Annotated in this window: 26 protein-coding genes and 1 tRNA gene; 11 read left to right on the plus strand and 16 right to left on the minus strand. The window is 55.2% G+C overall.

From position 1 onward, the window contains the following. Positions 1 to 154: 154 nt before the first annotated feature. The 3 genes from SH421x_RS22505 (at position 155) to SH421x_RS22515 (ending at position 3,598) form a co-directional block, all read left to right on the plus strand. Positions 155 to 1,015: an MqnA/MqnD/SBP family protein gene (locus tag SH421x_RS22505; protein ID WP_488852263.1), complete on the plus strand. Its 861-nt coding sequence runs from the start codon at positions 155 to 157 to the stop codon at positions 1,013 to 1,015. Between the two features lie 178 nt (positions 1,016 to 1,193). Beyond that, a complete protein-coding gene (locus SH421x_RS22510; protein WP_488852264.1) occupies positions 1,194 to 2,417 on the plus strand; it encodes a M20 metallopeptidase family protein in 1,224 nt (407 codons plus the stop codon). 44 nt (positions 2,418 to 2,461) lie between these two features. Further along, positions 2,462 to 3,598 (plus strand): carboxylate-amine ligase, encoded by a 1,137-nt coding sequence (locus tag SH421x_RS22515; RefSeq protein WP_488852265.1) that lies wholly within the window; start codon positions 2,462 to 2,464, stop codon positions 3,596 to 3,598. 4 nt (positions 3,599 to 3,602) lie between these two features. Here SH421x_RS22515 and SH421x_RS22520 read toward each other — a convergent pair whose 3' ends face one another. The 14 genes from SH421x_RS22520 to SH421x_RS22585 all read right to left on the minus strand — a co-directional run bounded on the left by SH421x_RS22520 (position 3,603) and on the right by SH421x_RS22585 (position 17,920). Beyond that, positions 3,603 to 4,199, minus strand: coding sequence for a thioredoxin family protein (locus SH421x_RS22520; protein ID WP_488852266.1), 597 nt, complete (start codon positions 4,197 to 4,199; stop codon positions 3,603 to 3,605). 114 nt (positions 4,200 to 4,313) lie between these two features. Then, positions 4,314 to 5,099: a TatD family hydrolase gene (locus SH421x_RS22525; RefSeq protein ID WP_488852267.1), complete on the minus strand. Its 786-nt coding sequence runs from the start codon at positions 5,097 to 5,099 to the stop codon at positions 4,314 to 4,316. 17 nt (positions 5,100 to 5,116) lie between these two features. After that, positions 5,117 to 5,551 (minus strand): hypothetical protein, encoded by a 435-nt coding sequence (locus tag SH421x_RS22530; protein ID WP_488852268.1) that lies wholly within the window; start codon positions 5,549 to 5,551, stop codon positions 5,117 to 5,119. A gap of 27 nt (positions 5,552 to 5,578) precedes the next feature. After that, positions 5,579 to 7,285 carry an NADH-quinone oxidoreductase subunit N gene (locus tag SH421x_RS22535; RefSeq protein WP_488852269.1) on the minus strand — a complete coding sequence of 569 codons (1,707 nt, stop codon included), beginning with the start codon at positions 7,283 to 7,285 and terminating at the stop codon, positions 5,579 to 5,581. A gap of 21 nt (positions 7,286 to 7,306) precedes the next feature. Continuing rightward, entirely contained in the window at positions 7,307 to 9,118 is a 1,812-nt protein-coding gene (locus SH421x_RS22540) for a complex I subunit 4 family protein (protein ID WP_488852270.1), read from the minus strand. 54 nt (positions 9,119 to 9,172) lie between these two features. Continuing rightward, positions 9,173 to 11,656, minus strand: a complete 2,484-nt coding sequence (locus SH421x_RS22545; protein WP_488852271.1) for an NADH-quinone oxidoreductase subunit 5 family protein — start codon at positions 11,654 to 11,656, stop codon at positions 9,173 to 9,175. Further along, entirely contained in the window at positions 11,656 to 11,991 is a 336-nt protein-coding gene (gene nuoK, locus SH421x_RS22550) for an NADH-quinone oxidoreductase subunit NuoK (RefSeq protein ID WP_488852272.1), read from the minus strand. Before nuoK ends, SH421x_RS22545 begins: the two co-directional genes overlap by 1 nt. Beyond that, positions 11,988 to 12,725: an NADH-quinone oxidoreductase subunit J family protein gene (locus SH421x_RS22555; RefSeq protein WP_488852273.1), complete on the minus strand. Its 738-nt coding sequence runs from the start codon at positions 12,723 to 12,725 to the stop codon at positions 11,988 to 11,990. Before SH421x_RS22555 ends, nuoK begins: the two co-directional genes overlap by 4 nt. Beyond that, positions 12,722 to 14,026, minus strand: a complete 1,305-nt coding sequence (nuoH, locus tag SH421x_RS22560) for an NADH-quinone oxidoreductase subunit NuoH (RefSeq protein WP_488852274.1) — start codon at positions 14,024 to 14,026, stop codon at positions 12,722 to 12,724. Before nuoH ends, SH421x_RS22555 begins: the two co-directional genes overlap by 4 nt. Positions 14,027 to 14,166: 140 nt before the next feature. Beyond that, on the minus strand, positions 14,167 to 15,372 hold the full coding sequence (locus tag SH421x_RS22565) for an NADH-quinone oxidoreductase subunit D (protein WP_488852275.1): 1,206 nt from the start codon (positions 15,370 to 15,372) through the stop codon (positions 14,167 to 14,169). Positions 15,373 to 15,438: 66 nt separating this feature from the next. Further along, entirely contained in the window at positions 15,439 to 15,969 is a 531-nt protein-coding gene (locus SH421x_RS22570; RefSeq protein ID WP_488852276.1) for an NADH-quinone oxidoreductase subunit C, read from the minus strand. Between the two features lie 44 nt (positions 15,970 to 16,013). Further along, on the minus strand, positions 16,014 to 16,643 hold the full coding sequence (locus tag SH421x_RS22575) for an NADH-quinone oxidoreductase subunit A (protein ID WP_488852277.1): 630 nt from the start codon (positions 16,641 to 16,643) through the stop codon (positions 16,014 to 16,016). Positions 16,644 to 16,823: 180 nt separating this feature from the next. Beyond that, entirely contained in the window at positions 16,824 to 17,267 is a 444-nt protein-coding gene (locus SH421x_RS22580) for a DUF2203 domain-containing protein (RefSeq protein WP_488852278.1), read from the minus strand. Positions 17,268 to 17,383: 116 nt separating this feature from the next. Further along, positions 17,384 to 17,920: a NuoI/complex I 23 kDa subunit family protein gene (locus SH421x_RS22585; RefSeq protein ID WP_488852279.1), complete on the minus strand. Its 537-nt coding sequence runs from the start codon at positions 17,918 to 17,920 to the stop codon at positions 17,384 to 17,386. A gap of 497 nt (positions 17,921 to 18,417) precedes the next feature. Here SH421x_RS22585 and csrA point away from each other — a divergent pair, with 497 nt between their 5' ends. The 5 genes from csrA to SH421x_RS22610 all read left to right on the plus strand — a co-directional run bounded on the left by csrA (position 18,418) and on the right by SH421x_RS22610 (position 21,568). After that, positions 18,418 to 18,627 (plus strand): carbon storage regulator CsrA, encoded by a 210-nt coding sequence (gene csrA / locus SH421x_RS22590; protein ID WP_488852280.1) that lies wholly within the window; start codon positions 18,418 to 18,420, stop codon positions 18,625 to 18,627. A 168-nt stretch (positions 18,628 to 18,795) separates the two neighbouring features. Further along, positions 18,796 to 18,868: transfer RNA gene (locus SH421x_RS22595), tRNA-Glu, on the plus strand. A gap of 105 nt (positions 18,869 to 18,973) precedes the next feature. Next, positions 18,974 to 19,993, plus strand: coding sequence for a ferrochelatase (locus tag SH421x_RS22600; RefSeq protein WP_488852281.1), 1,020 nt, complete (start codon positions 18,974 to 18,976; stop codon positions 19,991 to 19,993). Positions 19,994 to 19,999: 6 nt separating this feature from the next. Further along, entirely contained in the window at positions 20,000 to 20,962 is a 963-nt protein-coding gene (locus SH421x_RS22605; protein WP_488852282.1) for an aldo/keto reductase, read from the plus strand. A 12-nt stretch (positions 20,963 to 20,974) separates the two neighbouring features. Then, on the plus strand, positions 20,975 to 21,568 hold the full coding sequence (locus SH421x_RS22610; RefSeq protein WP_488852283.1) for a pyroglutamyl-peptidase I family protein: 594 nt from the start codon (positions 20,975 to 20,977) through the stop codon (positions 21,566 to 21,568). A gap of 60 nt (positions 21,569 to 21,628) precedes the next feature. On the opposite strand, the gene rpiB is transcribed toward SH421x_RS22610, so the two are convergent. After that, positions 21,629 to 22,090, minus strand: coding sequence for a ribose 5-phosphate isomerase B (gene rpiB / locus SH421x_RS22615; protein WP_488852284.1), 462 nt, complete (start codon positions 22,088 to 22,090; stop codon positions 21,629 to 21,631). 31 nt (positions 22,091 to 22,121) lie between these two features. After that, positions 22,122 to 23,264: an L-threonylcarbamoyladenylate synthase gene (locus SH421x_RS22620; RefSeq protein WP_488852285.1), complete on the minus strand. Its 1,143-nt coding sequence runs from the start codon at positions 23,262 to 23,264 to the stop codon at positions 22,122 to 22,124. A 165-nt stretch (positions 23,265 to 23,429) separates the two neighbouring features. Here SH421x_RS22620 and SH421x_RS22625 point away from each other — a divergent pair, with 165 nt between their 5' ends. From SH421x_RS22625 to SH421x_RS22635, 3 genes are all read left to right on the plus strand, one after another. Then, complete coding sequence (locus SH421x_RS22625) at positions 23,430 to 24,359, plus strand: NHL repeat-containing protein (protein ID WP_488852286.1); 930 nt, start codon at positions 23,430 to 23,432, stop codon at positions 24,357 to 24,359. Between the two features lie 206 nt (positions 24,360 to 24,565). Continuing rightward, positions 24,566 to 25,027 carry a MarR family winged helix-turn-helix transcriptional regulator gene (locus SH421x_RS22630; protein ID WP_488852287.1) on the plus strand — a complete coding sequence of 154 codons (462 nt, stop codon included), beginning with the start codon at positions 24,566 to 24,568 and terminating at the stop codon, positions 25,025 to 25,027. A 33-nt stretch (positions 25,028 to 25,060) separates the two neighbouring features. After that, on the plus strand, positions 25,061 to 25,468 hold the full coding sequence (locus tag SH421x_RS22635; protein ID WP_488852288.1) for a DUF1398 domain-containing protein: 408 nt from the start codon (positions 25,061 to 25,063) through the stop codon (positions 25,466 to 25,468). The last annotated feature ends 164 nt before the right edge of the window (positions 25,469 to 25,632 follow it).

The following is a 25,632-nucleotide window of genomic DNA, read 5'->3' on the forward strand; positions in this document are numbered from 1 at the left end:
AACTTGGTAAAATGGGTTGCGCGCGTCAGATCTCTGCGGTTGACCTAATAAGGTCGTCTTTCTTCCCCCTGTGACCCGGTTGCGTGTCATGGGAAGATCGGCGACGATTGTTAGATTAGCCTGCATTTTGCGATTTTGTTCCGGAGATCTTCCCTTGTCCACTTCGACTCAACTGATTCGCGTCGGTCATAGTCCCGATCCAGATGACGCTTTCATGTTTTATGCGCTCGCCGCTGACAAAATTGATACCGGCGAATACCGCTTTGAGCATGAGTTAGTCGATATCGAGACCCTCAACCGCCGTGCGTTCCAGGGAGAGTTGGAGCTGACCGCGATCAGCATTCATGCTTACGCTTTCCTGGCCGATCAGTACGCGATCTGCTCGTGCGGCGCCAGCATGGGAGACAACTATGGCCCGATGGTTGTTGCAAAGCAGGCTTGCTCGCTCGAAGAGCTAAAATCCAAAACGATCGCCGTTCCTGGGACGCTGACTTCGGCATTCCTCGGCTTGCGTCTCTGCCTAGGGGCTGACTTCAAGCATGTTGTCGTCCCGTTTGATCAAATCATCGAAACAGTCGCCGCTGGCGAATTTGAAGGCCAACCGATCGACGCAGGCTTGATCATTCACGAAGGACAACTCACCTTCGGGCGCGAAAAGCTAGAACTGATCGTTGATCTCGGCGTTTGGTGGCATGATCTGACCGGCGGTTTGCCGCTGCCGTTGGGCGCCAACGGAATTCGGAAAGACATGGGCCCCGACAACATTCGTGAAGTCACCCGTCTGCTCAAAGAGAGCATCGTCTTTGGGCTTGAGCATCGCCAAGAGGCGCTCGATTACGCGCTGCAATTTGGTCGCGGACTCGACAACCAACTGGCCGATCAATTTGTCGGCATGTATGTCAACGATTGGACCGTTGACTTTGGCGAGAAAGGCCGCGAAGCCGTTCGCCTATTCCTGAAAATGGGATACGAAGCTGGCCTGATCCCGACGTTGATCGAACCAGAATTTGTCTAATCGATTTGATCGTCAAGCCAAAGCGCTTCGCAAAACTGCCCAGTTCCTAAAAGACTCCCTCGGGAGTCTTTTTTTATGCGCGTTTTGCCATGATTGTAGCGATCAATCCGCCCCCCCAAAATGCTAGAGTTACCCAACCATGATTAACTTTTAGCTCTCTACCGCGTACTCTTAAAGCATGATTGAACGAGCCTGGCAATCCGAACTCGCCGCGATGATCTTGGCCCAAGAAGCAAAGTGGATCGACTTTCGGCGACAATTGCATCAAACGCCTGAGCCCTCAGGGCACGAATACCAAACAAGTCTAGCGATCTATCAAGAGCTGAACTCGCTGGGGATCGATCTACGCATGGGTCCTGAGGGACGTGGAGTGCTGGCCGACTGGCAAACTCCACATCGTGCTCAACTCGGCAAAGCGGTCGCGATTCGCGGCGATATCGACGCATTACGGATTCATGATCAAAAAAGTGTTTCTTATCACAGCCAATCCCCAGGTTTGATGCATGCTTGTGGGCATGACGCTCATGCGACGATCACGCTTTGGGCGACGGCGCTAGTCGTTCAACTGGATCGTGCTGGCGCACTCCCCTGGCCTATCCGATTGCGCTCCATCTTTCAGCCGGCGGAAGAAACCTGCACCGGCGCGTTAGAGATGATTTCGGTTGGCGCTTTGAAAGATGTGAGTGAAATCTACGCGACGCATGTCGATCCCACGCTACCAACAGGTCGCATTGGCTTGCGCGTCGGTGCGTTGACCGCCGGATGCGATGCGGTTCATATCTTGATCCAGGGGCAAGGAGGTCATGGGGCTCGTCCGCACGAGTCTCGCGATCCGATCGCCGCGGCGGCCCAACTGATCAATGCACTCTACTTATCGATCCCGCGCGTAACTGACAGCCAAGATGCGGTCGTGCTCAGTTTTGGGCGAATTCACGGCGGAGAGAATCTCAACGTGATTCCGGAACAAGTCGAATTACTCGGCACACTGCGCACACTGGACATCAATGTCCGCCAGCGCACAATTGATCATATTCATCGGGTAGCTGCCGGGATCGAACAAACGACCAATACGACGATTGAGGTACGCTTTGAGGTCGGCACCAGCGCCGTCATCAACCAAGTAGCGGCGATATCTCGACTCAAAGGGGCGATCGTCGAGTCCTTCGGCCATGAAGCGATCTACGAGATTCCCCGAGCCAGTATGGGGGGCGAAGATTTCGCGTTCTATTTGGAGCATGTTCCAGGAGCGATGGCGCGACTCGGCTGTCGCCCGCCGGCTGTCGAGCGCGCGCCGCTGCTGCATAGCCCGCTGTTTGATCTCGACGAAGCGGTGTTAGCGATCGGGGCACGCATGTTAGCGAGCACCGTCATTCATGCATTTGAACCTCCCGAAGCCTCCTAATTTGCGTGTTGTTTGTTTGATTCCGCCGGATGGATACCCCTGCTATGAGCAAATTAATCTTCACCACCAACGACACGTTTACGGTCGGCATTGAACTAGAACTAGGGATCGTTGACTCACAAACGATGGCGTTATCCAGTTCAATGCAACAACTACTGGATGCTGCATCTCCCGAACTCGCGGCGCAAATGAAGCCCGAGTTGATGCAGTGCTGTTTAGAGCTCAACACCGAGATCTGCTCGACCATCCACGAGGCCGAAAGCGATCTCCGCCGTAAACTACTGGCCGTGCAAACTTTGACTGACGATTTAGGTCTGCGACTATGGTGGGGCTCGACACATCCCTTTTCGCATTGGTGTGAGCAAAAAGTGACGCAGAACGAGCGCTATCTCAATCTGGTCGACCTGCTGCAAGAGATGGCGCGACGTTTGGTCACCAACGGCTTGCATGTGCATGTCGGGGTTGAATCAGGCGACAAAGCGGTGATGATCTGCGATCGCATCATGCAGTATCTGCCGGTGCTGTTGGCGTTGTCAGCCAGCAGTCCGTATTGGGAAGGGCACGATACCGGTCTCGCTTCACATCGCAGCAAGATCATGGAAGGGCTGCCAACCGCAGGACTACCGCCGCTGATGCGCAATTGGAGCGAATACGTCTGGCTAGTCAATCATATGGTTGACACTGGATTTATTAATTCCATTCGCGAGATCTGGTGGGACGTTCGCCCGCATCACAACTTTGGTACGGTCGAAGTCCGCGTCTGCGACATGCCGGGCAACCTAGAAGACGCGATGACCATTGCGGCAATGATCCAGTGCCTAGTCAAACAGCTCTCCGACGAAATTGACCATGGCGCCTATCAACATGATTGCCATCCGATGATGGTGCGGCAAAACAAATGGCGCGCTTGCCGGTTTGGCTCAGACGCCAAACTGGTCAACTCGTACACCTATCAGGTCGAATCGCTTAGCACGATCACCGCCCGATTGGTCGAACGCCTAATGGCGTCGGCAATTGAACTGGGCTGCGAGCAATATTTGCAGCGGGCGCAAGCAATTGCCGACCGACCTACCTGGGCCGATCGGCAACGAATGATTATGCAAGAGACCGGCGATCCTACAGAGATTGTCCGACGCATGACCGAACAATCCCGCATCGAAACCTCTGCCGCCGCCCAGTAGCAGACTACGAGTTAATCCCTTGCGGCTTGAAATAGTCAGGCTCAGCGCCGGGAATCCACTTGATGTTGCAACCGATGCTCGGAGCTTGATCTTCACTCGGTTTGTCGCCGGCTAAAATCGTATCGACGGCTTTGCGGAGGTCTTCGCCGGTGATCGCAATCTCACCACCGGGACGGCTTGAGTCAAATTGCCCGCGATAAGCAAGCTTCTGATCCTTGTCGAAGACAAAAAAATCAGGCGTGCAAGCCGCTTTGTACGCTTTGGCGACATCTTGCGATTCATCGTAAAGATAGGGGAACGTGTAGCCCCGCGATTCTGCTTCGGCGACCATCTGCTCTGGCGAATCGGCCGGATAGTTAGCGGCGTCATTCGGACTGATCCCGACAATTGCCGCGCCCTTAGCTTGGTACTCGCTAGCGAAGCTCGCCAGATCATCGGCCAGATGTTTAACAAACGGACAATGATTGCACATGAAGATGACCACCAACGCCGGAGCGCCAGCGAAATCGCCAAGCGAGACAGTCGAGCCATCAACATTGATCAGCGAAAAATCGGGCGCTGGAGTGCCCAGCGGCAACATCGTGCTGGCGGTTTTGACCATAGATTGAACTCCTCTATTTTTTCGAGACAGCTATTTCGTAACGGGCGATGTAGTTTGTCCCGTATTGTAGCGCAATCGAATCAGCCAGGAAACCGACCGCGCTGTGCGCTGCGCTCAAACTTGGCCGATGCGCTGAAACAAACGCCGTGCATTGGTAGTCGTTTGATAGGCGAACTCCTCAAGCGATTCGCCGCGTGCAGCGGCGACGCAAGCCGCCGTATGCGCTACATTGCCCGGCTCATTCGTCCTTTTTCCACGTACCGGTTCAGGACTCAAATAAGGTGCATCGGTTTCGATCAAAATACGATCGGCGGGGACTAACTTGGCGACATCACGTAAGTCATCGCTTTTTTTGAACGTCACCATGCCGGCGAAGCTGATGTACATATCAAGCTCAAGACATTGCTGCAGCAGGGCTGCATCGCCGGTGAACGAATGCATCACCCCGCGCAGCGGTCCTCGCTGAGCCGCCGCTTGCAACATCGTGACAATATCCTCGCCGCAGTCGCGCATATGCACAATGAAAGGAAAATCACGCTCTTGCGAGAGTCGCAAATGCCGATCGAAATAAACTTGCTGAAGTTCAAACGGCGCGTAGTCCCAATAGCGATCGAGTCCCGTCTCGCCCAGCGCAACCACTTTGGGATGATCGAGCATTTCAATCACGCGTTCCCAATCGCCAGGCATCGCAGCAGCGCAGTTGTTAGGTTGAATGCCAACCGCCGCATGAATCTCGGCAAAGCGTTCGGCCAATTCTATCGCCTTCACGCTATCTTCAGCTGTCGTCCCAACCACCAACATTTGCGAAACCCCGGCTTCTCTGGCGCGAGTGACCACCTCATCAATCAGAGAGATCAGCGTTTCGTCAAACAGATGAGCGTGGGTATCAAACAGCATCATGATTGAAAGACTCTTGATTAGCGCCGAGTCCGCTCAGCGGCGGCTTCTTGTAGATTTTTCAGATGACCCTTGGCCATTCCCCATGACTCTTCGGCGATTGCGCGGGGGAAAGCTTCATCCGGCAGCGCGTCGATTAGGTATTCGAGTCGCTCGATAAAGCTCTCTTGATACTGCAGGGTTCGCTGCACCAAATATTCGATCGACAGATCGTGCAATCCGGTAAACTCCATCGGAAAGTCTCCCCGCTGGGGTTCCAACCCTTCCGCCTCCAACAGCGTCGTTACCTTGTCGACCACATACTGATGATCGACGGCGATTTGCCGCAGCATGGAGACGGCGTCCTCATCTCCCTCTGCAGCCCACGGACGCGTATAGCGAAGATAGGCAGGCAGCGACGTACGATGAATTACCGCAAGTTGGTTCAACAGCAATGCGGCAGGCGAAGAAGTCATGCGAGAGGAACTTCAGGTGGAAGGCGACTAGGTAATAATTTGCGAAACAGCTTCCAGCAGCCAAGCATTGAGAAAATCCCAATTAAACATCAGCAGCACCAGCGGCGATGTAACCAGCACCAGGTAGCCATTTTGGATGATGCCAATCGGCTGCTGCATTGGGGCCGTCTCGTCAGACTCGCGATCGATGGTCATCACTTTGGCGATTCGCAGATAATAAAACAGGCTAAGCGCCGTGTTCAAACCACCAACGACTAACAGGAACATCAAAAACGGAGACGAGGTCAGATTCCAGGCCTGAGCAATCGCGGCAAACACCGCAAACTTACCCAAAAAACCTGCCAGCGGCGGCAAGCCAACCAGACTGACCAGAATCAACGTCAAGCAAATCGCTAGCGTCGGCCCTCGCTTTAACATGCCGGCGTAATCCTTGATCTCTTCACTGCCGACTGCCTCGCGCACAAACGCAATCGCCGCAAAAGCGCCCAAGTTCATGAAGAGATAGATCACTGCGTACAGAGCCAGATAGGCGATCGCTTGTCGGGCCGCATTTTGGTCAAACTCCGCCACAGCGATTGCAGCCGGAACCGCCATCATCATGTAACCGGCGTGCGCGATCGTCGAATAGGCGAGCAAGCGTTTGATGTTGGTTTGAGCATAAGCTGCCAGATTGCCAAACGTGCACGTGACCACCGCAACGACACCGGTCAGCAAGACGACAAAATTGCGAGCCGGCGCCATAGGATCGGTGCTGGTCACTTTTTCTGGCGCGGCTTCGGCATCGACAAATGCAACTTGTTGAATCGTCGGAGCCACAGCGGCAACTTGTTCGGGCTGAACCGGCAGCGTCGTAAAACCGACGGCGACTCGCACCAATAAGGCCAATGCAGCGGTCTTCGACGCGACCGAAAGAAACGCATCGACTTCGGCCGAAGCCCCTTCAAACACGTCAGGGCACCAAAAATGAAATGGAAAAGCCGAAAGCTTGAACGAGAGCCCAACGCCCAACAGCAAGCCACCGAGCGCCAAAACCAACGTCTCGGATCCGCTCGGCTGCGACGCGAATAGCTCACCAAGCCGGGTCGCCATCGTTGGCAAGTGAGCCGAATTTAAAACGCCGCACAACAAACTGATGCCGTATAGCATTACGCCTGCGGCGCCAGCGCCATAGACGACATATTTTAGCGCCGCTTCCGATCCCTTCTTACTGCGCCGCTGCAGCGCGACCAAAGCATACGACGGCACGCTCGCCATCTCGACGCCCATAAAGATCATCAGCATGTGGTTGGCGGACGCCATAATAAACATCCCCAACGTCGCCCCGAGAACCAACACCACAAAATCGGCGCTGTCAAAGCGAGACGAAAGCTTCGTAATCTTCGTGAGCAAAAAGAAGAAGAGTAAAAAAAAGAGCAGCAGCGCTTTGATCGCGATGGCGAAACCGTCGTAGGTCAGCATACCGGTAAAAATTTCGGTCGGCTGCAATTGTCCCATTGTGATCGCCACCGGCCCATCGACGCCAACCGACCATGGCTGAAACGGACGTAGCGCGATCAGTGCGGCGATCACGCCGACAATCGCGAGCCAGACCGAGTCGACCTTTTCCAGGACCGGCAGCATCCGACAAAGCAGTATGAGGACGATCGCAACCACCAACGTCAATTCGGCGCCGAACAAAGGCAAGCTTTGCTGCAGCGTATCGATTCGGAGTTGCTCGATCAGTTCGTAAAACATCAGCGCTGGGCCTTGAGGTCGTTAAATTTCGCCTGCCGCTGCGGCGACAGCCGGTACTGCAATAACCGGTGCAATGGCGGCAGTCGCTTCTTTTTCAGTCTGCTCCGCTTGCAGTCGCGGGATCTTGGTTTCTTTGGTCCAAGTCGCCAGATCTTGCACTTGTTGGTCGATCGTCGCGTCCATGTAGCGGAAGACCGTGTGCGGCAGCACGCCAAATAAGACGGCCAACACGCATAGTGGAACCGCAATCGCCAGCTCGCGCAGGTTGAGGTCGATCAGCGCTTCGGCGTGCGGACCTTTGTACTCGGCGCCAAGATAGACGCGTTGCACCGCCCACAAGATATAGCCAGCTGTCAAAATCACGACAAACGCGCCGGCGACAGCCAGGGCTGCACTAAACTTCCAGACCGACAACACCACAAAGGCTTCACCGATGAAGCCGCACAATCCAGGCAACCCGAGACCGGCGAAGAAAACGATAATAGCTAACGACGTATAGACCGGCATTTTGCCGAACAGGCCGCCAAATTCGTTCAGATTACGATGATGGACCCGGTCATAAATCACGCCGACCATAAAGAACATGCCAGCCGAACTGATGCCGTGCCCGATCATCTGGAACATCGCCCCTTTGACGCCCATGTTCCATGAAACCGGATCGCCAACCACAGTTGCGCTCCAAACGCCCAATCCCAGCACGACGTATCCCATGTGACTGACTGAACTATAGGCGACCATCCGTTTGAAATCGGTCTGGGCGAGCGCCGCGAAGGCGCCATAAATCATACTCAGCACGCCGATAAAGCAGACGACCCAAGCCAGGTCGTAACCGGCGTCAGGGCAAATTGGATAACAGATCCGCAGGATGCCGTAGCCTCCCATTTTTAACAACACGCCCGCCAAAATCATCGAGATCGGCGTCGGTGCTTCGACGTGCGCATCGGGCAACCACGTATGGAACGGGACCAACGGAACTTTGATCGCAAATCCGATAAACAGCAGCACAAAAGCCCACCACTGCAACGATTTGTCAAACAATAGCTTTTTGTCAAAGACTTCTGAGTGCTGACCCAGTTGCTGCAGCGCCAAGAGGTTAAACGTGTGAACCGGAGTTTCAGCGGCGGAAATTGTCTCGTGATACTTGGTCGCTGCGGCCAAGGGATCGTCGGCCGAACCAAGACCTTCGACGCCGATCAAACGAACATGACTATCGACCAATTGCTGTGGCGACAGCTGACGCAAATCACTATTGAAGTAAATTATCAAGATTGCGATCAACATCAACACGCTGCCAAACAACGTGTAGAGGAAGAATTTGATCGCCGCGTATTCTTTCCGCGGGCCTCCCCAGACGCCGATCAAAAAGTACATCGGCAGCAGCATCACTTCCCAGAAGATGTAAAACAGGAAGAAGTCAAGCGAGATAAAGACCCCCATCATCCCGGTCAACAACACCAGGTACAGGACGCAATAACCTTTGACATGCTTGTCGATCGTCCAGCTCGCCCCCATCGCCAAAGCGCTGATCAGCGCGGTCAGCACGACCAGCGGAAAGCTGATCCCGTCAAAGCCCAAGAAGTAGTCGATATTGAACGACGGAATCCACGGAATACTGACGACATTCTGCATGCCGGCGGTCTCGATGTCGAAGCTGATCGATTCGTTCGTCGGCAGCGCCATCCCCAACAACACGATCCCAAACATCACCAGCGTCGCTAACAGCGTGGTAAAGCGGATCACGTGCTTCTGATCCCCAGGCATCAGCGCAATCAGCGCAGCGGCGGCCAACGGAAAGAAGATGAGGGCCGACATGGAGCAAGTAACGAGATCCATAGTTCCATTTCCCGCGGTTCACAAACCTCGGTACAGGTTGCCTAACGTAAACAACTAGCGAGCAAAACCGTACGACCAAAAACTCATTAGCACAAACAACGCCAGCGTGCCGACGACAATCAACATCACGTATTGCCGCAGACTTCCGGTCTGCAAACTTCGTAGCGAATTACCAGTGAAATAGGTCTTCGCCGCCAACCAGTTGACGGCTCCATCTATCGCAGCTTGATCGATCCAAGTTTCACCCCAACGCGCGATCTGTCGCACCGCCCAAGCAAGCCCGTGTAATAAACGATCAATGCACTGCCGATCCAACCAAGCGGCACAAGCGGCGATTCTTTTCGCAGGTCGCACAAACAGTAGGTCATACGCTTCATCGAACCACCATTTGTGGATCAATGCTTTGTAGATCGGGGCAAACGTGCGCCGCGCGTCGGCCGGATCAAGCGTCCGCCACAAATACATGACGCTCGCCAAAAAGATCCCCGCCATCGCGGCGCCAAACGCCATCAATCCGACCGGCGTCCGAATCTCGTCGACATGACTTTTCGATTCGTGCAGCCAGACATAGCCTCCGTCCAGACTCGCCATGTCCGACCACAGCCCCACCGGGCGACCTTGTTCAATCAGATTGGTCAATCCATAGTCGCCAAAAATCGGCCACGCAATCATGATCGCCATCACTGACAACACGACTAACGGTACATACATCACGCGCGGCGACTCACGGGCGTGTTCATATCGATGTTCATCACGCGGCTCGCCAGCAAATGTTAAGTACCACATGCGGAACATGTAAAACGCCGTGATCGCGGCGCCGCCGGTAGCGGCGTAAAAGAAGATCGACCCCATCAGCGGATTCGCCGATCGAAACAGATAGGCCTGCTCCAGCATCAGGTCTTTTGAGTAATACCCCGAGAAACCAAACGGAATACCCAGCGCCGACGGTACGCCGACGCCGGCAATCGCCAAACAGCCGATCAGCATCGTGTAAGCCGTGTACGGCATCTTTTTCCGCAGACCGCCCATCTCTGTCATCTGGTTGGTGTGAACGGCGTGAATCACCGACCCAGAACACATAAAGAGTAAGCTTTTGAAAAAAGCGTGCGTCACCAAGTGCATCACCCCAGCCGTCCAACCGCCGACGCCCAACGCCAACATCATATAGCCGAGCTGGCTCACGGTCGAATAGGCCAGCACGCGCTTGATGTCGGTAGCGACAATCGCGATCGAACCGCCGATCAACAACGTGATGCATCCGGTCCAAGCGATAACCAGCAAAACCTCAGGGGCAAAGACCGGATAAAACCGGGCGACTAAAAAGACGCCAGCCGCAACCATCGTCGCCGAGTGCACCAAGGCCGAAACCGGAGTCGGCCCTTCCATCGCGTCAGGCAACCAAACATGCAGCGGAAACTGAGCGCTCTTGCCGACGCAACCGCAGAAGATACCGATTCCAGCGATCACCAACAGCCAGTAACCATAGTGCGTCGTATCCCCTTCTACTTGACCGTCGCGCCACAGCGGAACCTGGGCCAAAATTTGCGACTCTAGCTCGGTTGTCTTCGTCCCCGGCTTCGCGGCGACGATCAGCTCTTTGACTCTGTCGCTTGCGCCTTGCAACACCATGCCATCCGGCACGTGCAACTCGTGCAGACCATGTTCACCGGCAGGACGCAGCAATGAGAATAGACCGTATTCGTGCGAATCAATCGTACCGTCAACGTTGCGGTCGACATCGCCAAAATTGAAGGTCGCCAGACTCGCCCAAATCGCCATCAGACCGATCAGCATCCCAAAGTCGCCGACACGATTGACGATAAACGCTTTATTCGCTGCGGTCGAAGCGCTGTGTCGTTCGCAGTAAAAGCCGATCAAAAAGTAACTGCATGCGCCGACCAGCTCCCAAAAGACAAAGGTCATTGCAATGTTACCAGCGATCACCAATCCCAGCATGCTAAAGCAAAAGAGCGACAGATACTGGAAGAACCGGGGATAGCGGCCAGGCCGCTTCAAATGCTTCCCGTCGGCCATGACCACTTCGTGATCGGTCACCACATGCAGTTCGTCATGCATATAACCGCTGGCGTAAAAGTGAATACAGGTCGCAATAAAGGTCACGACGCAAAACATCACAATCGTCAACGCGTCTATGTAATAATTGATCGCAATTTCGGAACCGTAGAAGCGTCCCAGCGAGTACCAATGTCCGGTGTAGACCGGCGGGATGAAATACGCGTCGGCGGCATGCACGTCCTGCTCGCCGTGAACTAAGCCGCCGGGCTGAACCGGAGAAGTCGAGATCGCATGCGACTCGGCATGATGAGCCGCGTGCAGCGGCGGAGGAGTATGCTGAGTCATCCAGATCACAGCGGCCGTCAACGAACACATCGCCGCGGCGGCGATCGCTCCGGTCGCAATATACGCCCCCAGGCGTTCGAGCCATTTGCCGAACAAGAATATCACGAAGAACGAAACTAGCGGCAGCAATACCGCGAGTCCGAGCAGCGTTGGCAGACTGTCTTCGGGGGTCAGCATCAGCCCTTCAACTCATTCGCCTTGTCGACGTCGATCGTGGAGTGGTTGTTGTAATAGTTCAGTGCGATCGCCAGCGCGACCGCCGCTTCCGCCGCCGCCAACACGATGACAAACAGCGCAAGCAGGTTACCTTCTAGCCCCAGATTCTCTTCACGAAAATAAGGGCTGGCGAACGCAACAAAATTGATATTCGCGCCGTTCAGAACCAGCTCGACCCCCATCAGGATTCCCAGCGTGTTACGTTTGGTCGCCATGCAAACGATTCCGGTCACAAACAAAAATGCGCCGACCGCCAGAAAATGCGAGAGCCCCACCGGCTCGGTCAAAAAGTTCATCGGTCCCCTCCGGCAGTCCGCTGCGACTCTGCACTTCTTTTTGAGCGCGCCAGATAGGCGGCGCCGATCAGCACGACCAGCAAATGGAACGAAACAATTTCAAACGGAAGCAAGTAGCCAGCGAAGCCAACCGAATCGACTTCTGGCTTGTCTGCTCGAACTCCGACCAAGCCCAAGCCAATCTGCGAGGTCAACTCAGGCTGGCCATATTTCACTTTCGCCAACAGCGGTCGCAGTTTTGCTGCTTCCTCCGGCGTCAACTCGGTTCGATTGTCGGCCGCCATCGCGGCGATAACTTCTGCTTCGGTGGTGGTCAGTTCAGCCATCAGACGAGCCTGGTAGTCGCTGCTTTGCCAAGCGGGAATGCTAAACGCAATCTGAGTCAGCAAGGCCAACAGCGATCCGCCGACAATCAGCGCCAGAACCCAGTCGCCGGCTTTGGTCTGCATGTTGATAAACGCTTGCTGGGCGGTCAGCATCACCCCAAAGACCAACAGCACCACCGTTCCGCCGACATAGATCATCAACTGCATCGCGCCAACAAAATGAGCGCCGGTCAAAAAGATCAAACCGCTGGTTGCAGCTAGGCTCAACACCAAAAAGAAGGCCATCCGCACCACGTTGCTCGATACGACCATCGCCAGGGCAAAACCGCACGCAATCAGCGACGTCACATAGAAAAAAACGGTGTGCCAATTGATTTCGGCCGCCAGCAACATCGGAAAGTTGGTCATCTCGCCCCCTCCGGTTGCGACGCTCGGATCGACGCCAGACGCTGTGCCGCGTCATCCTCTTGCGAAGCTTGCGCCTCCTGCTGCGGGCCCCCTTCAACCGCCGAATTCAACTGGTAGGCTTCTGTCGCCAAGCGTTGCTCCAGCTGTTGCATCTCGTAATCGATGCTTTGCACCCAGCCTTCGCGAACTTCGCCGCGCCGCTGCATCGGCAACAAGTCATTCAGAAAAGGAAGATGAGCAGCTGTCCACAGGGTCGAACCGAGAAAGCAAAACGCGGCGATCGGCACGCAATACTTCAAACACATCGAGATAACCTGATCGATCCGCAAACGGGGAAGCGTCCAGCGAACCCACATCATCACGATCACACCAAGAGCCGCTTTGAGCATAAAGTTGGCCAGCCCCACCAGATTGGCCAACGTTTCAAGCGCAAAGCTGTCTTCCGGCACCCAAAAGAAAATCGGGATCGGCCCATTCCAGCCGCCAAAGAATAAGATCGCCGCCAGGCCGCTGACCAAAAACATCGAACCATATTCGGCCATAAAAAACAGGCTCCAGCGGATGCCTGAGTATTCGGTCAAAAAACCAGAGACCAATTCGCTTTCGGCTTCAGCCAAGTCAAATGGAGCGCGATTCACGCTGGCGATGCCGCAGGTGAAATAAACCCAAAACAGGATCATGCAAAAGGGATCATGAAAGAAAAGCCAATTGCTAAAGAGCCCTGATTGCTGATCTGCGATCGTCACCAGGTCCATCGTGCCGCTGATCAAAACCGGCACGACCACACAGATGCCAAGCGGCACTTCGTAGCTGACCACCTGCGCCGCCTGTCGCATGCCGCCAAACAGCGACCACTTTGAGCCAGAACCGTAACCGGCCAAAATCACGCCAAAGACTTCTAATCCCAAGACGGCGATCACAAAAAAGAGCGCAATGTTCAGGCGCACCCCAACCCATCCGCTCGCAAACGGCAACGCCAGAAACGCCGTAAAACAGGCCGCCAACGAAATATAAGGAGCCAGCTTGAAGAGCAGGGGATCGGCGTCCCGCGGCATCAGGTCTTCTTTGCTCAGCAGCTTCAACCCGTCGGCCAACGTTTGCAGCCAACCAAACTTGCCCCCGGTGCGCGTCGGGCCAAGGCGATCTTGAATCCGGCCGGCAACCTTTCGCTCTAGCCAGATAAAGACGACCGCGCCAACCGCAATCACATGCAGCAGCAAAACGGCCTGGATGCTTGCAGCCATCAGCCAGCCGAGCCAATCCCAACCTTGTGGCAGCCAGGTTGAAAAATAGTCGGCCATTCGCTGGCGGTCCTTTACCGTATGCCGTGAGAGGGGGGAAAGTAAATTCGTGAGTAATTGAATGCGGATATCATAACGCTCAACGCCCTAGCTCGAAACTACTTAGGCGCTGAAAATAATGGACGATCCCCCTTGAGAATCTAGCGATCGATCTCACCCATCACAATATCGAGCGAGCCGATGATCGCCGGGACGTCGGCAATCAAACAGTCGCGGCACAGCTCTGGGGCGACCGATAGATTGCTGAAACAACTGCTCCGCGCTCGTGCTCGCAGCGGAATCGATCCGCTGCCATCGCTCACAATGTAGAAACCCATCTGGCCGCGCGGGCACTCCGTCTCTAGATAGGCCTCACCCTTGGGCAATTTGGTCGCCAATTTGATCGGCGTTCCCCAGTCTCCCGACGCTTGGCTATATTTTTCGATCCCTTGCCGCAGCATTTCGATTGCCTGGATTACTTCTAGCATGCGGACGTAAAACCGATGCCAGCAATCGCCCAGAATCGCTTCGCCCGGCACCGGCGGATAATCATGATCGCGAGGGTAGCTGCCGTTTTTCTCGACGATTACTTCAAACTTATAGCCAGCGTACAGCGAGGTATATCGCTCTTCGCCGTCGCGACGGAGGTCATAATCGACGCCCGATCCGCGTAAAACCGGGCCCGAACACCCATAGTCAATCGCCATCTCTGCCGACAACAAGCCGATCTGCGCGGTCCGCTTGATGAAAATCGCATTCGTGGTCAGCAGCGCGTGATAGTCGAGAATCACTGGCTCAAATTGATCCAGAAACGCCGTCAACTTTTGCAACCAACCCGGCGGCAAATCAGCCGTGGACCCGCCCGGCGTGAGATAGCTGTAGGTCAATCGCGCGCCGCACGCATCCTCCAGGAGATCAAGAATCCGCTCTCGCTCGCGAAACGCATACAAAAACGGACTAAACGTCCCTAAATCGAGCCCATAGGTTCCCATCCCCACCAAATGACTCGCGATGCGGTTCAACTCGGCGATGATTACCCGCAAATGGCGAGCTTTCTCTGGCAGGTCGTAATCAAGCAGCTTTTCGACTGCCAGCGCCCAGCCGAGATTCATATTCATCGCGGCCAGATAGTCCATTCGGTCGGTGTATGGAATCCATTGCCGCGGCGTCAGATTCTCGCCGATTTTCTCGGCGCAGCGATGCAGATAACCAATGTGTGGCGTCGCTTCCGAAACCACTTCTCCATCGGTTCGCAGCACCAACCGCAAAACGCCGTGCGTGCTGGGATGCTGCGGGCCCATATTGACCAGCATTTCGTCAGTTCGGACGTCGAGCTCTACGATGCCGGAAGTAGGTGACGTCGCCATATAACCGCTTCGTTCTGCTGATGTCAAAAAGGATCTCGAACCGCCTAGCCAATGCTCGCGCCGCGACTAGCGACCGCGAATACCGTGGTACTCCAGCGGCATCTCATAATCTTTCCGCAAAGGATAACCAACCCAATCTTCAGGACACAGGATCCGCTGCAAGTTGGGATGCCCGGTGAACCAAACCCCAGACAGGTCATACGCTTCGCGCTCGTGCCAATCGGCAGTGCTCCAGACGCCTGAGACGCTGGGAACTTCCGGCAATCGCCCCGGCATGTTGTCTTTCCAACGCGGCAGCATCACCTTGACTACCGTGGTCGTTTTGTGCTGAATGCTGGAAAGGTGATAAACCACTTCCAGATGAGGCTGCCAAGCATTTTTGGCGGCCTTCTTCGCATCTGGCTCAAAGTAGTCGACAACGCAAATCGAATTGCAGTAGTTAAACCGCAGGTCTTCGGCATCGCGCAAGTATCGACATAGTTCGACCAAGCCGGCCGGCGTGACTTCGACCCAGGGATCGATCGCTTCCACTTCCACGTGTACGACCAAATCGCCGAAGCGTTTTTCGAGTCGCTCGATCCATTGTTTTCCGCTCATACTGCTCGCCGCTCAGGTTGTCGTCTCAGAAGTGAACCAGGCAATTATCGTGATTCGGCCAATTGCACAGGACGCTTGGGCGTCACAGGAACCGACAAACCGGGCCCAGCGCGCGCTTCGCGTGTGATTGCCCGCACCCAATCGAGATCTCCCCGTTTCCAGACGTAGGCAAACCCGATTAGCAAGACCGCAAAGAAGACGCCGATATCGGCAATGCAGGTCCAAAGCAGCGAACTCGCGCCGTCGCGAACTTGCGCAGGAGTCACAGCGCCGGAGAGGACCTGATGGTTTAACGACTCGGGCAAACCAAATTCGCGATGCAGCCCCGCAACAGCCGGTGAAAGCGCGACCGTTCCTTCGACACTCTCAATCACGATCGGCGTACCAGGGTCGGACAATTGGGCTGACTTGCCAAACACGACCGCCCACGGAAAGAAGAAGGCAACTTCAACATCAAAGATGATAAACAGCAGCGCAACTACGTAAAAACGAAGGTCAAACTGCACAAAGCTAGAGCCAATCGTTGGCTCGCCGCATTCATAGATCTCTAACTTCTCTTCGCTGGGATTATTGGGCCGCAACAACATGCCCAACAAGATATTAATGAACACAAATCCCACGCCGACGCCGCCGAACAGCAATAGGTAGCCGACGATCGTCGTAGAAAGTGTCATAGCGATCCCTGCATTGGCGAGAGGAAAACCTTGCCGCGACCGGCGTCCCAGCCCTGACAATACCTGGCGGCTGGTTCAATTAAGGCTGTTAGAAGCAATCAACCCCGGATTGTAAATCTACGGGGATTCAATGCAACCAGCTGCCGGTCAACGCCAACAGATACCCTGTAAACCATTGGATTAATTCTGAAAACTGGTATCCGGCGTAATCGGTTGACGACCTGCAAAACCAGCGTCCATTTCGTGCCAATGGGTGACGTCCGGCTCTCCCAATTTCCAGCACAGATAGACGGTCTTGCCGTTGATGCTGGCGGGAAAGTCGACCAGCCCTTCGGGACCACTCTTTGGTTCAACACCCAGCTCACGCAGCTCTTCGACATACGCTTGCAGACGCTGCGAATCACTCTGCAATTCTTCTTTCACCAGGTGCAGCTCTTCTGCATAAACGCGTGGTGCGCTGTCATAGTTCGCGCGGCGTTCGAGATCGACAAGCCGTTCGCGGCGCGAGATCACATCACGCGAAAGCTCGACGATATCCGCCACGATTGCCGAGACAAGCGGCAACATCGCGTTCGCCTGAGCGACGGTAAAAACGCGAACCGACTGAGCGGAAGATGAAGTCATCGATTAACCTGATCGCTGTTCAAGACAAGACTTACTAATCCAAGTCTAAGCCTGACTCACGCAATTGAAAAGCGACCTACCTCGGTTTCTTGAGCCGATCGCCGAACCAGACAGATCTACTCGTTAGGCTGATTGGGCCCGCCGTGGACCGTTTCGACAAGCACTTTCGATTCGGCGACGGCCGTGGGATTGAGCGAACTCCGCCCCCACGCGATGTCGACCGGCAGACGCGAGAAGTCGACGATCGCTCCATCTCGGCTATAGCTGCTCAAATCGAGCGTCCCCCCCATAAAAATACAGTCAACCGGACATGGCTCCACGCACAGTGCGCAGAACATGCACTTGGTGTAGTCGATCGTAAATCCAGTGACGGCAAAGCCTTTGGCGCCTTCGACTCGCTCTTTGCCAATATAGATGCAATCGACGGGGCAAGCCTTGGCGCACTGATCACAAGCGATGCACGTAGTCAGGTCAAAGCGATGAAACCCCCGATACCTGGGAGAGACATGCACCGGCAATTCCGGATATTCGTAGTGCTCCGTAAATGCCTTGCGGCTCTTATCGTAAGTACTGAACCAATAACGAATTGTGATCGAAAGACCTTCCGCTACGGTCACCACCGCCGCGTAGACGTTTCGTATCCAAGTCAACATTGCTGATGTGTCTCCCTACCCAAGTCCGAAGTGCGCGCCATCAAGATATCGCGATTTTAACCGACTGTCACGCTTAGATCCGAGAAAATAAACAGACTAGCCAACCTGTATTACTTCGCATCCAAATTGCTTTGTAGTGAACTCGACACACCCGCAACACCTTTTGCAGCAATGAGTTAGCACTTTACGGCCTAGCCGGACTAGGCGAACCAGAGAAACATGGAGAGTTGCGCTAGATGTGCTTTTTCCCTGAAAAAGATTCCAGGTTTTCCTCAAGCTGGACGGTTGTCGTCGCTTGACGACGCACTTTTAGCACGTAGAGTGAAGGGGAAGCGTGTATGCGCACAGGTCGTGCGACGCCTGAGAAGATCGCTTTGGCGCCCTTTGATTCAGGTACTTTAACGCAGTTGGGATTGCCCATCAAGCGCCCGACAAAACCCAGTCGCCAAAAAGTTCGCTCCCCGGTGTATCAACAGGCGACAGTGGAGAAGTAGGAAATGTTGGTTCTCTCAAGGAAAAAGAACGAAAGTATTGTCATTAACAATGACATTACGATCGTGGTCGTGGAAATTCGCGGCGACAAGGTACGCTTGGGCGTGGAAGCTCCCAAAGAAGTCCCTGTGCACCGTCGCGAGGTTTATGACGCGATTCTTCGTAACGAGTCTCAGGAAAAAGCGGGCGCTGATACGCCCACTGCCGAGGGCTAGTTCGATGATGCTTGCGTCATAATTTTCCGTCGCGAAACTGCACATTGTGCCGTGTTTTTCCTGTTTCTTGCCCGAACCATTCGATTTTTTTCGTCTCCTAAGCAGATGAGACCGTCTCCCGCCTTCACATATCCGGGCAGTGACGTTATTTTAGTGTTTTCAACCTAGGGCCCCATCGTCTAGAGGCCTAGGACTCCGGCCTTTCACGCCGGCAACACGGGTTCGAACCCCGTTGGGGTCACTTTGAAATAGCCCCTCTCCATGAGAGGGGCTATTTTTTTGCGCTGAGCGGCTACAACTCAATCACTTCGAGGTCCATCCCTTTCGTAGCCCCACGGATATACCCATGAAATACGACGCCATTCTCGTTCAGTCGTTCGGCGGCCCAGAAGGACCTGATGACGTCATTCCGTTTCTGGAAAATGTCCTCCGCGGCCGAAATGTACCCCACGAGCGACTGCTGGAAGTTGCCGAGCATTATCAACACTTCGGCGGCGTCAGCCCGATCAACCAGCAAAATCGTGAACTGATCGCAGCACTTCAGGCCGAATTGGCTGCCCACAACATCGATCTCCCGATCTATTGGGGAAATCGAAACTGGCAACCCTATCTGGCCGATACCATGTCGCAGATGAAGTCCGATGGGATTGAAACCGCGCTTGTCTTTGTTACTTCGGTCTTCAGTTCCTATTCAGGTTGTCGCCAATATCGCGAAGACATCACCAAAGCGCAGGTCGAAGTCGGCGAACCTGCTCCTCGCTGTGACAAGATTCGGACCTACTTCAATCACCCCGGCTACATCGAAACAATGTCAGCCTGCGTGCGGGAGTCGCTCGATCAAATTCCATCTGATCGGCGTCAGCGCGCCGAGCTGATCTTCACCGCCCACAGCATTCCGCTCGGCATGTCGGACAACTGCAACTACGTGAAACAGCTCAATGAAAGTTGTCGGTTAGTGAGCGAAGCGACGCAGCATGCCAATTGGCGACTGGTCTACCAAAGCCGCAGCGGCCCGCCAACACAACCCTGGCTAGAGCCTGACGTTTGCGACGTGATTCGCGATCTGGGCGCCTCGGGCGCGACCGACGTGATCGTTTCACCGATTGGTTTCGTCTCGGATCATATGGAAGTCTTATTCGATCTAGACACCGAAGCCAAAGATGCCGCCGCCGCAGCCGGACTCAACTTCATTCGCAGCGGAACCGCTGGGATTCGCCCCCGATTCATCCAGATGATTCGTGAGCTGATCGAAGAACGTCTCAACCCCGACCAACCCAAGCTATCTCTTGGACCTCTGGGACCTTCGCACGACTTTTGTCCTGTCGATTGCTGCCTTTACACGCCGCAGCGGCCCCGCCCTGGATAAACGCCCATGGAACGCCGACAAATCGCCGACACTGCCTTGCATGTCTCACCGGTAGCGCTCGGCTGTTGGCCGCTGACCGGGATGACCAGCCCTGACGTGAGCGAAACCGATAGTCGGGCGACAATTGCAGCAGCGCTCGATCTGGGGATCAACTTTTTTGATACCGCCTACGCCTACGGAGCCACTGGCGAAAGCGAACGCTACATCGCCCAAGTTCTCGCCGAAAACCGAGACGAATACGTCGTCGCAACCAAGGCCGGCTTGCACTGGGAAAATGGCTCGCAGCACCGCGACGCTCGTCCGGCTACTATCCGCCGCGAAGTCGCCGAAAGCTTGCAACGACTGCAAACAAATCACGTCGAAATCCTGTATTTGCATGCGCCCGATCGGAGCACGCCGATCGCCGAAACGGCCGCAACCTTTCGTGAGATGCAACAATCAGGCGCCGCGATTGCAATCGGCGTATCGAATCTGACGCTCAGCGAAACCATGGAGTTTCACGAGGTCTGCCCAATTCAAATCGTTCAGCCTCCTTACAACATGCTCTTTCGCGGCGCCGAGGTCGATCTCGTCCCCTGGTGCCGTGAGCACAACATCGCCGTCGCCTGCTATTGGCCGCTGATGAAAGGGCTGCTGGCCGGCAAACTGCGGATCGATCAACAGTTTGCCCCGCACGATAGTCGCCCAAAGTATCCTTGTTTTCGCGGTGAAGAGTACGCCAAGAACCTGGAGCTGGTCGAAAAGCTGCGCGCCATGGCCGATCGCATGGGCTGCACCGTCTCGCAGTTGGTCATTCGCTGGACACTGGATCAGCCCGGCATCACGGCGGCCCTCTGCGGAGCCAAACGAGTCGACCAATTGACCGACAACGCAGGCGCCCTCGGCTGGGAATTAACTTTGGGCGAACAAGCCGAGATCGCATTGCTGCTGCGCGACCGCGGCGTTCCTTATGTGGTCGCCACCGAATAAGTAGGCTTACCGATGAAACGCATCCTGGTCACTGGTTTTGAGCCCTTTGGCGAACTCTCCGATAATTGCACCGAACTTGCGCTGCGCGAGTTAACGCTGGCCAATCGAACGCCCGACTTGTTGGTCGAACAAATCATTCTGCCGGTCGATTATGACGCCGCGAAGCAGCAACTAGATGCTCTCTACCGTGAAAAATCGTACGCAGCGACGCTCCACTTTGGGCAATCCGGAATGGCTCGCAACGCCGAGTTCGAGCTGTTCGCAATCAACTGGAAACAAACCGACAGCGACAATCCAGGGCCACTTGTCGATCACGGCACTCAGGCCTATCGCACCAACCTAGATCACTCTCGCTGGCTGCTCGCGATGCAGTCTATCGGCATTGAAGGAGTCGCCAGCTTTCACGCAGGCACTTATCTATGCAACGCGGTCTACTATTGGAGTCTGCAACAAAGCGCCGAAACTGGCAACCCCGGCCAGGTTCTCTTTGTGCATGTCCCCTTGGCTGCCGAGCAAGGTCCTAGTGCCTGTGGAAAATGGCCCGTTGTGCGGATCCGCGCGATGATGTCGGCGACATTGATCTGGCTAGCGGATCAAGTCGCCTGACGTTGTAAACAAGAGACGGCGGACGCAAGACCGCCAAATCGCAGACATGCCGAGAGTCAATTAAGGAGACTTCTGCTCGTGCAGTCGTTTTTCAAACTCGCTGATCTTCTCGATCCGACGAGCATGACGCCCTCCTTCAAATTCGGTCGTCAGCCAGATTTCGACCATTCGATCGATAAGCCGTTCGCCCAGCATATCGGCAGACAAACACAACACGTTTACATTGTTGTGGCGCCGGCTCATTTCGGCGGTCAGGTCGTCATGACAGGTCGCGGCAAGTACGCCGGGCACCTTGTTGGCGACTATCGCCATGCCGATCCCGCTGCCGCAGATCAAAATGCCGCGGTCGACTTCGCCAGCGGCCACGCTTTGACTGACCGTTGCCGCGATATCGGGATAATCGACGCTTCCACAGTCGAAAGCCCCCACGTCTTGCACTTCGTGCCCTAGTCGCTTTAGCAACTCGATAATGCTGTGCCTTACGGCAACGCCGCGATGATCACTGCCGATGGCGATACGCATAGGACTGGTCCCCTCCCCATTTTGCAAAATTTCAGGAGGTCGCCGGCAAGTGATCAAGATCAATCGCTCTCACACGAGCGATGATTTCCGCCTCGATCTGGTCGGCGCACTGTTGGTAGACAGCTTCAGGATGTCCGATTGGATCAGCCACGTCGAAACCGTCCAAGCATAAATTATGGGTGTAGTCTGCAGCATCGGGCCACTGCGCTAGTATGGCGTCTCGGTGGCTGCTAGTCATCGTCAGAATCAAATCGGCATGTTCCACCAAGCGATCGCTCAGCGGCTGGCTGGCATGCGCCGACAGATCGAGCCCTCGCTCTCCCATGACTTTGATCGCTTCTGGAGCGGCGAGACCGCCGGGGAATGCCGCCAAACCGGCTGACGCGACAATAAAGCCGCGTCCATCGAGCTCTTCGAGCTTGCACCCAAATCGCGCGGCGGCATGCTTTTGCATCAGGACTTCGGCCATGGGACTGCGGCAAGTATTGCCTGTACAGACAAATAAGACGCAGTAGCTGCTAAGACGCTTCAAGATCTTCTCCGAGACAACGCCAGAACGCAAAATCTCTACTTTATTTCCCACCACGCGGACCACCGTCGATGGTTGCGCGTAGCGACATTTTCCGCAGTCTAACACCAAACCCAGCGCATCGCCCAACGCTTCGGTGACTTCCGCCCCCCGAACGGCGTCCGGCTGACCCGAGCGATTGGCGCTGGTCAGCGCCAATGGCCCCGGCAACAACCGCATCGCCTCTTGTATTAGGTCGTGTGCGGGGAGCCGCAGCCCTACAAAACCGCTAGGGGCAATCGACGGAATCACGCTCGCAGGCAACCGATTCACGACGCTGCGAGGATCGTCACATGGTAACACCAGTGTCACGGGGCCTGGCCAGCAACGCGTCGCCAGCCGCTTCATCAGCGGTGTGGCCTGCGGGACATAGTCGAGTAATTCGTCTTTGCTGCGAATCGCCAGCGCAAATGGCTGGTTTTTGGGTCGACCTTTCGCCTCCATCAAACGATCGACTGCGCCGCTGTTTAGCGCCGAGACGGCGACGCCATACACGGTTTCAGTCGGAAACGCGACGACTTGCCCTTCGGCGAGCGCCTGAACCGCACGGTGAATGACGTCGCGACGGTCTTCCGCCGCCTTTACGTCGATAACCCGAACTGTCATGCTCGCCGCTTGTGCTCCGCTAGGGGCTGATTGCCCGAAGTTATTGTCTTGTCAAAAGTTAACTATACGGAATTCGGACCACAACAAACAAGTGGAAGCCCTAAATCTAGTTATTTATGGCCGAACCGTTTCCCTTACAGGCCTTTTCACGAAATAATAGGCCCTATGACCCGTCAACTCCTCCTCATCGCACTCTGTTTCGCGCCGCTCTGCGGCTGCGTTCCCGGTCTCGATTCGCCGGGGGGTCTAGAAGCGGTCTGGGGAGAGCGGGGAATCTCGGACGGTAAATTCGAAAAGCCAAGAGCCGCGGCGATTGATGCCGACGACCAGTTGTACATCGTCGATATGACGGCGCGGATTCAGGTTTTTGATCGCAACGGGTCTTTCTTGCGTGCTTGGCAAATTCCGGAATACTATCGCGGTCGCCCCTCAGGCCTGTCGTTCAACAATGCCGGCGACTTGCTGGTCGCCGACACCCATTACAACCGGATGCTGGTCTACACGGCCGATGGCCGCAAACTAGACGAGCAAACAATCGGCGGAGTCGAAGGCCACGCCCCCGGCGAATTTGGCTTTGTGACCGACGCCGTGCAAGACTCGCACGGCAACTACTACATCGCCGAATATGGTCAGTACGATCGAATCCAAAAGTTTTCTGCTGACGGTAGGTATCTGTTTGAATGGGGAGGCCACGGCGATCAGCCGGGACAATTTGTTCGCCCGCAGAACCTAGCGATCGACGCCGACGATCAAATCTGGGTCGCCGATGCCTGCAACCACCGCATCCAAGTCTTTGACGCGACCGGCGACCAAGCGGTCCTCGTAAAAATGTGGGGCCTCCACGGCGAGAAACCCGGCGAACTCAGTTATCCCTACGATCTGGCGCTCGATGGCCAAGGTCACGTTTACATCATCGAGTTTGGCAACCATCGCCTACAAAAATTCACCCTCGACGGCGAAAGCCTCGGCATCTGGGGCAGCAATGGCCGTCAGCCGGGACAATTGTTCTGCCCCTGGTCGCTAGTGCTCGACAGCCAAGGCCGCGTGCATGTGATTGACTCGAACAACCACCGGGTTCAGCGCGTGGAGCTGTAGCCAGCAATCTCTAGGCAGCCTGAAGCGGCAGCGATGGGAATGCGGCGCCCATTCCGACTCCTCTAATGGATTTACAGGGGAAATTAAAAAGGGTGACCATCACACCTAAAGGCGAGCCTTGGGGCCATCTTCAAGCCGGCAGACATTTGAATTGACAGAACGAATTCTCGGCAATATAGTTTCCTAGGAAACCAAAAGAGCCACCCATGTCAAATTCAAATCCAATCAGCGATCTTGGTGAGCATGCCGGCTACTGGATTCGCTACGTCTCCAATCATGTCTCGCATGCCTTTGAGCAAAAAATGGAAGCCTGTGGAGTCACCGTCGCCGAGTGGGTAGTGATGCGTGAACTGCTGCGACTGAGGACGACGAATCCCAGCCAACTTGCCGAAGAACTCGGCATGACACGCGGCGCGATTTCAAAACTCATCGAACGCTTGTGCCGCAAGTCCTTGGCGGTGCGAACCGTGACCGAAAAAGACCGTCGCTTCCAGCTAGTTCGACTCACAACCGCCGGAAAAAAGCTGGTCCCCAAGCTGGCGGCACTAGCAGACGAGAATGATCAGCAGTTCTTCGGCCATCTAATGCCGCAGCAAAGAGCCAGCCTGATCGAAATCATGCAAGAGATTGTTCGCAAACAAGGCTGGAAAGATTTGCCGGTTACTTAACTCCTATTTCCTTTCCTCCCAAGCAGAATCACCATGAATCCTGAAACCGTCACTGCGATCCAAAGCTGCGCAGCTCAATCGCTGGCCGGAGAAATCGACTTCCCCGAGGTTATCGGGCGACTTGCTGCTATCGGTGTCGAACGTTATCACGCCGACTATTGCCGAGCCGAGACCACCTATTATCTTGTCAACGGAGAATCGCTGGTCGTTGCGACGCCGCATCCACAGCACTTGATTGGAGCCACTTTTTTCGCCAATCAGGTCGAGGCCGCGATTCGCCAGAGCCAAACCGGCGCTCATCGCTATGTCGATTTTCTGCGCAAAACAATGACCGCCGGGTGCGTCGGATATTTTGTCCAAATTGCCGGCCAGCGCGCCATCTATTTCGGCAGAAATGGGGACTGTCATGTCGAGCGATTCCCCCAGCCGGCTTCCTCCTAATCGGATTGCCAATTTTAGGCAGGTTCCGCCGCCGGATCGAAACCCCCAATCTACTATCGCTTTGCGCATTTCTAAGCGGTACCATAGGGGGAAGAGTCGACCACCTTTTCTGTCATCTTCCGCGACGCGCTGAAAGCGCAGCCTGGGCTGTGTGGCGCGGCGAT

It is taken from the genome of Blastopirellula sp. SH421 (assembly GCF_057808535.1).

Excerpts from the sequence above, each read along its gene's own strand:
- SH421x_RS22510 (WP_488852264.1), top strand. The coding sequence starts at position 1,194 with ATGATTGAACGAGCCTGGCAATCCGAACTCGCCGCGATGATCTTGGCC.
- SH421x_RS22515 (WP_488852265.1), top strand. The coding sequence starts at position 2,462 with ATGAGCAAATTAATCTTCACCACCAACGACACGTTTACGGTCGGCATT.
- SH421x_RS22520 (WP_488852266.1), bottom strand. The coding sequence starts at position 4,199 with ATGGTCAAAACCGCCAGCACGATGTTGCCGCTGGGCACTCCAGCGCCC.
- SH421x_RS22525 (WP_488852267.1), bottom strand. The coding sequence starts at position 5,099 with ATGATGCTGTTTGATACCCACGCTCATCTGTTTGACGAAACGCTGATC.
- SH421x_RS22530 (WP_488852268.1), bottom strand. The coding sequence starts at position 5,551 with ATGACTTCTTCGCCTGCCGCATTGCTGTTGAACCAACTTGCGGTAATT.
- SH421x_RS22535 (WP_488852269.1), bottom strand. The coding sequence starts at position 7,285 with ATGTTTTACGAACTGATCGAGCAACTCCGAATCGATACGCTGCAGCAA.
- SH421x_RS22540 (WP_488852270.1), bottom strand. The coding sequence starts at position 9,118 with ATGGATCTCGTTACTTGCTCCATGTCGGCCCTCATCTTCTTTCCGTTG.
- SH421x_RS22545 (WP_488852271.1), bottom strand. The coding sequence starts at position 11,656 with ATGCTGACCCCCGAAGACAGTCTGCCAACGCTGCTCGGACTCGCGGTA.
- nuoK (WP_488852272.1), bottom strand. The coding sequence starts at position 11,991 with ATGAACTTTTTGACCGAGCCGGTGGGGCTCTCGCATTTTCTGGCGGTC.
- SH421x_RS22555 (WP_488852273.1), bottom strand. The coding sequence starts at position 12,725 with ATGACCAACTTTCCGATGTTGCTGGCGGCCGAAATCAATTGGCACACC.
- nuoH (WP_488852274.1), bottom strand. The coding sequence starts at position 14,026 with ATGGCCGACTATTTTTCAACCTGGCTGCCACAAGGTTGGGATTGGCTC.
- SH421x_RS22565 (WP_488852275.1), bottom strand. The coding sequence starts at position 15,372 with ATGGCGACGTCACCTACTTCCGGCATCGTAGAGCTCGACGTCCGAACT.
- SH421x_RS22570 (WP_488852276.1), bottom strand. The coding sequence starts at position 15,969 with ATGAGCGGAAAACAATGGATCGAGCGACTCGAAAAACGCTTCGGCGAT.
- SH421x_RS22575 (WP_488852277.1), bottom strand. The coding sequence starts at position 16,643 with ATGACACTTTCTACGACGATCGTCGGCTACCTATTGCTGTTCGGCGGC.
- SH421x_RS22580 (WP_488852278.1), bottom strand. The coding sequence starts at position 17,267 with ATGACTTCATCTTCCGCTCAGTCGGTTCGCGTTTTTACCGTCGCTCAG.
- SH421x_RS22585 (WP_488852279.1), bottom strand. The coding sequence starts at position 17,920 with ATGTTGACTTGGATACGAAACGTCTACGCGGCGGTGGTGACCGTAGCG.
- csrA (WP_488852280.1), top strand. The coding sequence starts at position 18,418 with ATGTTGGTTCTCTCAAGGAAAAAGAACGAAAGTATTGTCATTAACAAT.
- SH421x_RS22600 (WP_488852281.1), top strand. The coding sequence starts at position 18,974 with ATGAAATACGACGCCATTCTCGTTCAGTCGTTCGGCGGCCCAGAAGGA.
- SH421x_RS22605 (WP_488852282.1), top strand. The coding sequence starts at position 20,000 with ATGGAACGCCGACAAATCGCCGACACTGCCTTGCATGTCTCACCGGTA.
- SH421x_RS22610 (WP_488852283.1), top strand. The coding sequence starts at position 20,975 with ATGAAACGCATCCTGGTCACTGGTTTTGAGCCCTTTGGCGAACTCTCC.
- rpiB (WP_488852284.1), bottom strand. The coding sequence starts at position 22,090 with ATGCGTATCGCCATCGGCAGTGATCATCGCGGCGTTGCCGTAAGGCAC.
- SH421x_RS22620 (WP_488852285.1), bottom strand. The coding sequence starts at position 23,264 with ATGACAGTTCGGGTTATCGACGTAAAGGCGGCGGAAGACCGTCGCGAC.
- SH421x_RS22625 (WP_488852286.1), top strand. The coding sequence starts at position 23,430 with ATGACCCGTCAACTCCTCCTCATCGCACTCTGTTTCGCGCCGCTCTGC.
- SH421x_RS22630 (WP_488852287.1), top strand. The coding sequence starts at position 24,566 with ATGTCAAATTCAAATCCAATCAGCGATCTTGGTGAGCATGCCGGCTAC.
- SH421x_RS22635 (WP_488852288.1), top strand. The coding sequence starts at position 25,061 with ATGAATCCTGAAACCGTCACTGCGATCCAAAGCTGCGCAGCTCAATCG.